Below are 11417 nucleotides of genomic sequence, written 5' to 3'. Positions count from 1 at the left end.
GCCGGCTACTGGCGTCTGGACGACACCCAGGGCGCGGCGCAGGCCGCGAACGAGCTGCACACCGGTTTCGGCACGTACAACAACGTGACGCAGGGTGTGACGGGTCCGTTCGGTGAAGGCGATGTCACGGCGGCCCTGTTCGACGGCACCAGCTCCTACGTGGAGGTGCCGTTCGGCGTCTGGCACAACAAGCCCGACCGCTCCGTGGAGCTGTGGTTCAAGACGGCCGAGCCCGGTGTGCTCGTCTCCGACCAGCAGAAGGCCGTCAACGACCCGGCAGGGGTCACCGGCAGCTGGAACCCGCTGCTGTACGTGGGGGCCGACGGGAAGCTGCGCGGCCACTGGTGGAGCGTCTCCGGCTCCGGCACCGCCGACTTCGGCTCCACGTCCGTGGTCACCGACGACAAGTGGCACCACGCGGTGCTCTCCGCCGCCGGGACCACCCAGACGCTGTACCTCGACGGAGTCAAGCAGGCCGACTTCACCGGCGCGGCCAAGGACCAGACCAACGCCCGCACCTACATCGGCGCCGGCTTCGCCAAGGGCTGGAACAACGCTCCCGGTGACATCAGCTACTTCACCGGCTCCATCGCGGACGTCTCGGTCTACTCCAAGGGCCTGACGGCGGCCGATGTCGGCGCGCACTGGTCGGCGTACAAGGCGTCCTCGGGTGTCGCTCCGGTGCGGACGGTCAAGCTGACCGATCCGAGCGACAAGACGCTGACGTATGTGTACGACGCGGAGATGGGCAACCGTCTGCTGACCGCGATCGACACGGAGGGCAAGCGGACGACGTACGGCTACGACACGGGCGGCTTCCTGCACACCGTGACGGACGCCAACGGCAACCGCTCGATCACCGGTCACGACGTCCGGGGCAACGCGGTCTCGCAGACCATGTGCCAGGACACCGCGGCCAACAAGTGCTCGACGGAGTACATGACGTACTTCCCGGACGCGACGACGGCCTTCCCGCCGATGGACCTGCGCAACGACCTGGTGCTCACCGAGCGCGACGGCCGTTCCTCGGGCCCGACGGACAACACCTACCTGACGTCGTACGCGTACGACACGGCGGGCAATCTGCTGTCGGTGACCACGCCGCCGGTGCCCGGGCATCCGAACGGGCGGACCGCGTCGACGACCTACACCACCGTCGACACGGTGGCGATGGAGGGCGGCGCGTTCAGGGCGCCGGCGGGTCTGGTCGCGCAGGTGATCACGGCCGGTGGGAGGAAGACGTCGTACACGTACTACGCCAACGGTGACCTCGCGCAGATCACCGACGCCAACGGCGCCAAGGCGACGTACACGTACGACAACCTCGGCAGGCAGCTGTCCAAGACCGAGGTGAACGACGCCAACCCGGCGGGTCTGACGACGTCGCAGACGTACGACAAGAACGACCAGGTCGTCACGGAGACCGATCCGAAGGTCACCAACCGGGTCACCGGCGCGGTGCACCAGGCGAGGACGACGACGGCGTTCGACGCGGACGGCAACATCCTGTCGCAGACGGTCGCCGACCTCACCGGCGGTGACACGGCGCGGACGACGTCGATGACGTACGACGCGCACAACATGCTGGCGACGAGGACGGACCCGGGCGGCGACACCACGTCGTTCGAGTACGACGCCTACGGCAACAAGACGAAGGAGACGGACCCCGCGGGGAACGTCAACACCTACACCTTCGACGCCGAGAACCGCCCGCTGACCACCAGCCTGCTGAACTACACGGGCGATCCGAACAACCCGTCGTCACCGACGACCCTGGTGCAGGAGTCGCGGGCGTACGACCCGGCCGGCCGACTGGCGTCGATCACCGACGCGATGGGCTGGGTGACGGCGTACACCTACACCGACGACGGCCTCGCGGCGAGCGTGGTCCGCAAGGACCCGCAGTCCGGCAAGTCGTTCACGGAGCAGGCGAACACCTACGACGCCGCGGGCAACCTGATCGAGCAGATCACCGACGACGGTCAGAACCGCACCACGTTCACGGTGGACGCGGCGGACCGCACGACCAGCTCGGTCCAGGACCCGAACGGGCTCGCCAGGACCTCGACGGTCTCCTACGACCCGGACGACAACGTGGTGTCCGAGACGGAGCGCGACCCGGCGACCGGTGACGTCTCCACGACCGACACCCGGTACGACAACCTGGGCAACGTCACGGGCAACACCGTGCACGACGGAACCACGGCTCCGGTGGCGCGCTGGAAGCTGGACGAGACGACCGGATTCTCGGTCGGCGACTCCTCCGGCGCCAACAACACCGGCACGCACGGCACCGGGATGCACTGGAGCACCGAGCGGGGCGGCAGCGCCGTCTTCGACGGTGACGCCAACTCCTACGCCCAGACGCAGGGGTCGGTCGTCAACACCGGCGGCAGCTTCTCGGTCGCCATGTGGGTGCGGCTGGACGACAAGACGGCCAACCACACCTTCCTGTCGCAGGACGGTACGGTCGGCAATCCCTTCCAGCTGTACTACTCCACCGCCTACGGCTGGACCTTCAACCGTTCGTCGGCCGACATGTCCGGTCCCACCCTGGCCCGGGCCACGTCGGGCACGGCGGCGGTGACAGCCGGGACCTGGACCCACCTGACCGGCGTGTACGACGCGGCGGCGGGCAAGATCCGGCTGTACGTCAACGGATCCCTGATCCAGGAGACCGCGTTCACCTCCCCCTGGGATGCGACCGGTCCACTGCAGATCGGCCGCCGCAAGGCGAGCGGCGTCTACGCCGAGTACCACAAGGGCGCGCTCGACGACATCCAGGTCTACGGCGAGGCGCTGACCGCGACCCAGGTCTCCGCGGTGAAGGGCGGCACGCTCCCGGCAGCGGGCAGCTCCGTCCGTTCCACCTCCTGGAAGCTGGACCAGCGCGGTCTGCCGCTGTCGATGACGGACACCAACGGCAGCGTCACCGACTACGGCTACGACGAGGCGGGCCAGCAGACCTCCGTCACGGAGCCGGCCGTCAACGCGGAGCAGAACGGCGGGACCCCGGTCTCGATCCGTCCTGTGTCGATGACGGGCTACAACACCTTCGGTGAGGCGACGGAGTCGTCCGATCCGCTGGGCAATGTGATGGTGACGGCGTACGACGCCGAGGGCCAGGAGTCCTCGACGACCTCGCCGAACTACACGGCGCCGGGCGGTACGACGGCGATCCAGGCCACGGCCTGGAACGAGTACAACCGGCTCGGTCAGGTCACGGCCGAGGTCGACCCGCTGGGCGGTCGCACCACGTACACGTACACGCAGCTCGGAGACCTGGCGTCGATCACGGAGCCCGGTGGCGGTACGACCACGTACACGTACTCCACCAATGGTGACCAGCTGTCGGCCGTCCGGCCGAACGGTGCTCGTGAGGAGACCACCTGGGACTACCTGGGTCGTCCGGTGACGAGCACGGACATCGTGCGTCAGCCGACGCAGCGCGCGTTCACGGCGATCAACGAGTACAACGCTCCGGGCGGCGAGCTGTCCCGGACCGTGTCGCCGACCGGGGTCACGGAGGCGTACAAGTACAACTCCGTGGGCGAGGTCACCGAGGTGACCGACGGCGCCGGGAACGTCTCGACGTTCACGTACGACATGGACGGTCAGGTCCTCACGTCCAAGGACGCGGACGGCACCAGCACGAAGAACACCTACGACGGGTTCGGGCAGCTGAAGTCGATCCAGGACCTGGACGCGGCCGGCGCGGTGCTGCGTACGTCGAGCTCGACGTACGACCGCGGGGGCAACCCGGTCTCGCTGACCGATGCCCGAGGTCACACGAAGACCTTCACGTACGACGCGACAGGTCTGATCACGAAGGCGGTCGAGCCCGTCTCGGCCACCGAGTCGATCACGACGACGTACGGCTACGACGCGGGAGGCAACCGGACACGGTTCACGGACGGACGGGGCAACCCGTTCCTGACGACGTACAACTCGTGGGGGCTGCCGGAGTCGCAGATCGAACCGTCGACGCCGGCGCACCCGAACCTCGCGGACCGTACGTTCACGACGACGTACGACCTCGGCGGGCGCGTGAAGGAGATGCGTTCTCCGGGCGGTGTCGTCGTCTCGCACGAGTACGACGTCAAGGGCCGGCTGATCCGCCAGACGGGCGCGGGTGCGGAGGCCACCACGGTCGACCACACCTACGACTACGACGCGGACGACCGGATCACGGCCGTCGCGGGTGCGGGCGAGGAGAAGAACACCTTCTCGTACGACGACCGCGGCCTGTTGCTCACGGCCAACGGGCCCTCGGGTGCCTCGTCCTTCGCCTGGAACGGCGACGGGGCGATGACCACGCGGACCGACGCGTCGGGCACGTCGACCTACGGGTACGACACGGCCGGCCGGCTGAAGACGGTCAGCGACGGGGCCACCGGCACCGCGATGACCTACGACTACGACGTCAACAACAACGTCACCTCCGTCGACTACGGCGCGGGCAAGTCGAAGCGCGCCTTCGGCTACGACAAGCTGCAGCGTCTGACCAGTGACAAGCTGACCTCGCCGACCGGCAAGGTGCTGTCCTCCCTCACCTACGGGTGGGACGAGAACGGCAACGAGACGTCGAAGACGACCACCGGTCTCGCCGGCTCCTCGGCGAACACGTACACGTACGACTGGGCCAACCGCCTGTCGTCCTGGAACAACGGGACGGCGACCGAGGCCTACGGCTACGACGCGTCCGGCAACCGGACCCGCGTGGGCGGCGACACGTACACGTACGACGCCCGCAACCGGCTCACCTCGGACGGGCACAGCACGTACGCGTACACCGCCCGCGGCACCATGAGCGCGGTGGTGGACGAGGGCGGCACGATGACGTCGGTCAAGGCCGACGCCTTCAACCGGGTCATCAACGAGGGCGACCGTACGTACACGTACGACGGCCTCGACCGGGTCCGGGAGGCGAAGGACGAGACGGGTTCCCCGCTCCACACCTTCCAGTACAGCGGCGCCGGCAACGACGTGGCCTCGGACGGTGTGTCGTCCTACAGCCGCGACGCGGACGGCTCGTTGGTGGGTGTGAAGACCGCGGCGTCGGCCGTGCTGGCGCTGACCGATCTCCACGACGACGTGGTGGCTCAGTTCACCGCGACCGGAGAGGCCCTGTCGGGCTCCACGACGTACTCGCCGTTCGGCAAGGTCGTGCAGTCCTCCACGATGCTCGGTGCGCTCGGCTACCAGTCCGGCTGGACCGACCCGCAGACGGCCAAGGTCAACATGGCCGCGCGCTGGTACTCACCGGAGACGGGCCAGTTCAACAGCCGTGACACGGTGGGTCTCAACCCGCTGCCGAACTCGATCACGGCGAACCGGTACGCGTACGCGGACGGCAACCCGATGACGGGTGTCGACCCGACGGGCCACTGGTTCGAGTGGGCGAAGAAGGCCGTAAAGAAGGTCACCAAGAAGGTCAAGAAGACCGTCAAGTCGGCCTGGAAGAAGACCAAGAAGGCGGTCAAGAAGGTCGCCAAGGCCGTCAAGAGGGCTGCGAAGAAGGTCAAGAGGGCCGTCAAGAAGGCGGTCAAGAGGGCCGTACGGCACGTCCGCAAGGCCGTGCGGTACGTGTCCGACAGCGTCCGCAAGGTCAAGAGATACGTCAAACGCACGTACAAGCGGGTCAAGCGCTACGTCCACAAGGTCGTCAAGCACGTCAAGAAGACCGTGCGGAAGGTCGCCAAGGCGGTCAAACACGTAGCCAAGAAGGTGGTCAAGGCTGCCAAGAAGGTCGGCAGAGCCGTCAAGAAGGCGGCCAAGGCCACAGCCAACTTCGTCAAACAGCACGCTTCGACCATCGCCTCGGTGGCGACCGGCATCGTGGTCTTCGCCGGTTGCACGGCCATCACGGCCGGTGTCGGCGCTCTCGGTTGCGCTGCCCTCGCGGGCGCGGCGGCCAACGGCGTCGGCTACATGATGAGCGACGGCCCGAAGTCGGTCGGCGGGTTCCTGGGAGCGGTGGCCATCGGTGCCGCGACCGGAGTGATCGGCGGTGCGGCGGGCGGTCTCGTCGGCAGCGCGGCCGGAAAGCTCCTCTCGGGCACCGCGGGTCGCCTGCTCCAGGGCGCCGCGAGCGGCGCCACGGAAGGCGCGGCGACAGGCGCGGTCGAGTACGGCACCTCGTGTGTGAACAGCGAGGAGGGTTGCTCGGTCGCGGGTGCGGCGAAGGCCGCGTCGATCGGCGCGGTCATGGGCGGTGTCTTCGGCGCCGCGGGCAGCGCTCGTGGCCCGAAGGCGAAGTCGGCTCCGGAGGCGGACGCCGCACCGAGCGTCTCGCGTCCGGGTGGTTCGCGTCCGGGTGGTTCGCGTCCGACCGCCTGCCGTCGTCCGGGTGGCACTCCGCACAGCTTCACCGGAGACACGGGGGTCCTCCTGGCCGACGGTACGGCGAAGGCGATCTCGAAGGTGAAGTCAGGGGACTACGTCCTGACGGCCGAGCCCGGCAAGAAGGTGCAGGAGGTCCACAAGGTCAGGCAGGTGATCGTCACCAAGACCGACCGTGACTACGTCGATGTCGTCGTCGCCACGAAGGCCGGTCCCAAGACGATCCGGACGACCAAGCACCACCAGTTCTACGAGGCCACCCGTCACGCCTGGACCCAGGCGGGCGACCTCAAGGTGGGCCAGAAGGTCCAGGACGGTGAGGGTCTGCCGACCGCGATCGTCGAGGTCAAGTCCTACACGGCGCAGCGCGTCACGTACGACCTGAGCGTCGAGGGTCTTCACACCTACTTTGTGCTGGCCGGCAATACCGCCGTGCTGGTGCATAATTCGGATGTCAACCCCTGGGCGAATGCGAAGGAGCATCCGATCGGTGTGGACTTCCCAGAGGGCGGTGCCAGCCCGAAGCAGAAGCCGGGGCCGAGCAACGGAGTTCTGTATCGTCTCGGTCAGCACGGCGAGATGACGAACTACGCGGTGTACGACGAGGAAGGCATCATCAAGCGCCGCGTCGACCTCGTGGGTGCGACACATCTGGGTGTGCCGACGCCGCACGTCCAGGAATTCGGGGTCAACGAGACGCCCAACGGCAAGAAGTTCCCGTTCCAGATGAAGCACGCCAGGCCGACGGGGCCGGACGACATGCCGCAGACGAACTTCTGCTGAGAGGTGGTTGATTTCGTGGATCTGAATCCCAGAGGGGTTCCGCAGCTCGTGGAGTGGACCGTCGAGTCCGACAAGGAATTCCACCTTCAAGGGTTCATGTCCTCCACGGTATCGGTCGCGGAGGCCATTGCTCTGGCGGCTTTCTACCGGCCTGAATTCGTGGAGTACGAAGAGTGCGTATTCCTCGGTTTCAAGTTCGACCGGGGAGGTGTGGACGAGTGGCTCGAGAAGCAGTCGGGTGACCGGCGTGCGGTCGAGTCGGTCGTGAACCACGTCCACCTGTGGGACTACTTCCCGCTCACGTCGGACGCGGAGTACGCCGCGCTCGCGTCGTTGGCGGAGGAGATCGCCGCCATGTGGCGCAACGCGGTCCGGGACGCCTTCCCGGGAAGGGAGTTCGACATCGCGGTGTCGGACGGAACGGGCGACTACGGTCCGACACTGACGCTCGTCTCCCGATGAGTCACCGGTCGGCCGGCCCGCAGTAGACGAAGTCCCCTCGGAGATCACTCCGGGGGGACTTCGTTCTTCTCCTCTCGACCCCATGCGTCCTGACGTCACGCCGATGCCCCCGGGGGCATCGGCGTCACGTCAGGACGTCAAAGGCCCTGGGATGGAGGCTGTCAGACGGTTCGTCAGTCGTAGCAGGGCGCGGGTCAAGCGAACGCCTCGCGGCGTTCGCAAAGATCTTGCAAAGCACGTGATCATCTATAGAGCCGACGCAGTCGCATAGGGCAAGCTCACGAGGTTTTGTGTAAGCAACGTGTAAGTAAAGGCTGGCCCATGACTGACCGTTGGGTCCATGGCTCTCGGCTGTTCCCACCGGGTCCCCCCGGCAGGCGCAGACGCAGGGCTACGGCTCTCTTCGTCCTGACCTTCTTCTCCGGCATGCTCACCACCGAGACCGCGATGGCCATGGGAGCCACGCTCTCGCCGGTCCGCATGCCCGAACTCTCCCTCTCCGGCCTGTGGAAGTGGGCCGACGAGAACCCTCTCGACACCCCTGACCAGCAGGGCGGCACCGCCGCAGGCAAGGGGCACCACGCATCGTCCGACGCCACCAGCACCGAGGGTGACGCGGGCCGCAAGCCCGGCAAGGGCAAGGGCGAACTCGACCCCTTCAAGCGGCACACCGACCAGCCCGAGCGGTCCAAGACCGGCCCCGCCCCTGGCGATGCCGGAAGCTTCGACACGCGCACCAGCAAGCGGGACGCGAAGAAGTCGACGGCCACGTCGGATCACTTCGTCAACGCGGACGGTTCGACGACGGTCCGGCACTTCAGCGGGCGTGCCAACTTCAAGGCGACGGACGGATCCTGGAAGCAGATCGACACCCGGCTGACCGAGGACGCCGACGGCCGGCTGCAGCAGCGGGCCAACTCGATGGACATCGAGTTCGCGTCCGACGCCGCCGACCGGCAGCTCGCGTCCGTCGACTTCGGCGCGGGGCGTTCCCTGGGTTACGCGCTGCGTGGAGCGAGCAAGGCCGAGCCCACCGTGGCCGCCAACGGCATGGTGACCTACGCGGGCGTGCTGCCCGACACCGACGTCCAGCTGGTCCCGCTGGCGGAGGGCTTCAAGGAGAACATCGTCCTGAAGTCCCCGAACGCCGGGAACTCCTGGACCTTCCCCCTCGAAGCCAAGGGGCTGACGCCGCGAATCGCAGCGGACGGCGATGTGGAGTTCACGGACAAGGACGGGACGGTCACGGCGACCATCCCGCACGCGTTCATGGAGGACTCGAAGACCGACCCGCGTTCGGGTGACGCCGCCCAGTCGCGGGCCGTCACCTACGAACTGGCCACCGTGGACGGCAGGCCCGCGCTGCGGATGACCGCGGACCGTGGCTGGCTCGACGCGCCTGAGCGGGTCTACCCCGTCACCGTCGACCCGACGGTCACCGCGTCCAACACCACGTACGTCCAGAACAATTACAGCGCGGACCGTTCGACCGAGAACATGATCAAGGTCGGTTCGTACGACTCCGGCGTCAACAAGGCGAACTCCTTTCTGCAGTTCCCGTCGCTGGGCACCACGCTCGCGGGACAGCGGGTCACCGCTGCCAAGCTGAACGTGTACGCGCTGTGGTCCTCGACCTGTCCGGCCCAGGTGTTCTCCGTGCACCCGGTGACCCAGTCGTGGTCGCCGACCACGACCACGACCTATCCGGGCCCGGCCTACGGCGCCGCCATCGGTTCGGCCACGCCCGCGCCCGGAGCGTCCTGCTCCAACGACGCGAACTCCACGAGCGTCGGTGTGAAGATGCCGGTCTCGCTGTCGACCACCTGGTTCAACCAGGTGGCCGGCGGCGGTGCCAACTACGGTCTCGCGCTCACCGCGCCGACCAACGACATGCTCCACTGGAAGAAGTTCCACTCGGACAACTCGGCGACCGCCGGCTTCCGCCCGGCGCTGGAGCTGACCTACACGGCGAACTCCGCGCCGCAGGTCGATGCCCAGTATCCGTCGGAGAACTTCCAGGCCAAGACCCTGCAGCCGGAGCTGCTCGTCTACGCGAGCGACGCCGACAACGGGCCGAGCCCGCTGTCGTACACCTTCGAGGTCTACGACGCCGACTCCGGCAGCACCACGCCCGTCGCGGCCTCCGCGGCCACGACGGAGCGCTCCTGGAAGGTGCCCGCGGGCAAGCTCAGTTGGTCGAAGAAGTACAACTGGCTCGTGGCCGTCACCGACGGCACGACGGAGGTCGTCGAGTCCAGCCGCTTCACGACAGCGGTGCCGCAGCCGCCGGTGACCTCGGGTCTGGCGCAGAACACCGACGGGCACGAGTTCGACCCCTCGGACGGCAACTACACCACCGAGGACACCGACGCCGACGTGCCGGTGATCGGTCCGTCGCTGGAGATCGACCGGTCGTACAACAGCCTCGACGCGAGGATCGACCACGCCTTCGGCGCGGGCTGGTCCACGGTCGTCGACATGAAGGCGGCCGAGACCAAGAACAGCTCCGGTACGGTCACCAGTGTCGTGATCACGTACCCCGGTGGTGAGCAGGTCGCGTTCGGCCGGAACACCAACGGGACCTTCGTACCGCCGCTGGGCCGCTATGCGCGCCTGGAGGCGGTGACGACGCCGGCCGTCGGCTACAAGCTGACGGACAAGGACTTCACCGCCTACTCCTTCACGCAGGCCACCGGCAAGGCCGGGGTCTACGCGATATCCGGCATCGTGGACTTCGGAGGCCGGGCGGAGACGTTCACGTACGACGCGAACAAGCGCCTGACGAAGATCACGAACACCACGTCCAAGCGCTCGCTCGGTCTCACCTGGTTCCAGCCGGCGGGCGCCACCGCCTGGCACGTCGAGAAGGTGAACACCGACCCGGCCACCGTCGGCGACGTCAATTCCGCGCAGACCTGGCTGTACGGCTACACCGGCGACCAGCTCACCAAGGTGTGCCCGCCGGCCGACTGGGCCAAGTGCACGACGTACACGTACGCCACCGGCAACCACCACCGGACCACGGTTCTGGACGCCGACCCGTTCGCCTACTGGCGACTGGGCGAGGCGGCCGGTGAGACGGTGAGCGGGGACGCCGTCGACGTCAACCAGGGCAAGTACAACGGTCTGTACCACGATGTGACCCTGGGCGGCTCGTCCGTGCTGGCCGGTGCCACGCAGAAGACGGCCACCTTCAACGGCACGACCTCGTACGTCGAGATGCCCAGCGCCCCCGGCGCGACGCCGTCGTACACGACGATCTCGCTGTGGTTCAAGACCACGCAGGCCGGCGGCGTTCTCTTCTACTACGGCGACAAGCCGCTGAGCGACCCCGACCCGGTCGCATCGACGGCGTACAACACCCCGGCGCTGTACGTCGGCACCGACGGCAAGCTCCGCGGCTGCCTGGCCACCGGGCAGTGCGGGACGCCGATCACCTCCGCCGCCACCGTCAACGACGGAAAGTGGCACCAGGCGGTACTCACGGGCGCGGGCACCACGCAGACCCTCTACCTGGACCGTGTCGCGCAGGGAACCAAGTCCGGCCAGATCAAGGACTGGAACACCCCGTACGTCACGCTGGGCGCGGGTGTGAACACCAGGGGCTGGCCCGCGATGAACCCGAACGACAAGCTCGGCCACTTCGCCGGCCAGCTCGCCGAGGTCGCGATCTACGCCGAGCCGCTCACGCAGGACGTGGTGGAGGCCCAGTACCTGGCCGGCGTCAAGTCGGCGGGTCTGTTGCAGTCGATCACGACGCCGAACGGCAAGACCCAGGCGTCGGTGGTCTACGGCACGACCGATGACCGTGTCCTGCAGGCCACGGACGG

The 11417-nt window shown here is 67.7% G+C and carries 3 protein-coding genes; all 3 read left to right on the top strand.

Translation table 11 applies throughout. The features are described 5' to 3' along the window. Nucleotides 1-7125 (top strand): LamG-like jellyroll fold domain-containing protein (locus AB0D99_RS35230; protein WP_362372178.1); only part of this gene is annotated, 7125 nt, incomplete at its 5' end. A gap of 15 nt (nucleotides 7126-7140) precedes the next feature. Continuing rightward, entirely contained in the window at nucleotides 7141-7587 is a 447-nt protein-coding gene (locus tag AB0D99_RS35225; protein ID WP_362372175.1) for a hypothetical protein, read from the top strand. Nucleotides 7588-8013: 426 nt separating this feature from the next. Then, a partial coding sequence (locus AB0D99_RS35220; protein WP_362372172.1) for a DNRLRE domain-containing protein occupies nucleotides 8014-11417 on the top strand: 3404 nt, incomplete at its 3' end.

The sequence above is a fragment of the Streptomyces sp. NPDC047971 genome, assembly GCF_040653355.1.
Lineage (GTDB): Bacteria > Actinomycetota > Actinomycetes > Streptomycetales > Streptomycetaceae > Streptomyces.
Note: the sequence above shows the minus strand (reverse complement) of the source record. Positions and strands in the feature narration are given on the sequence as shown.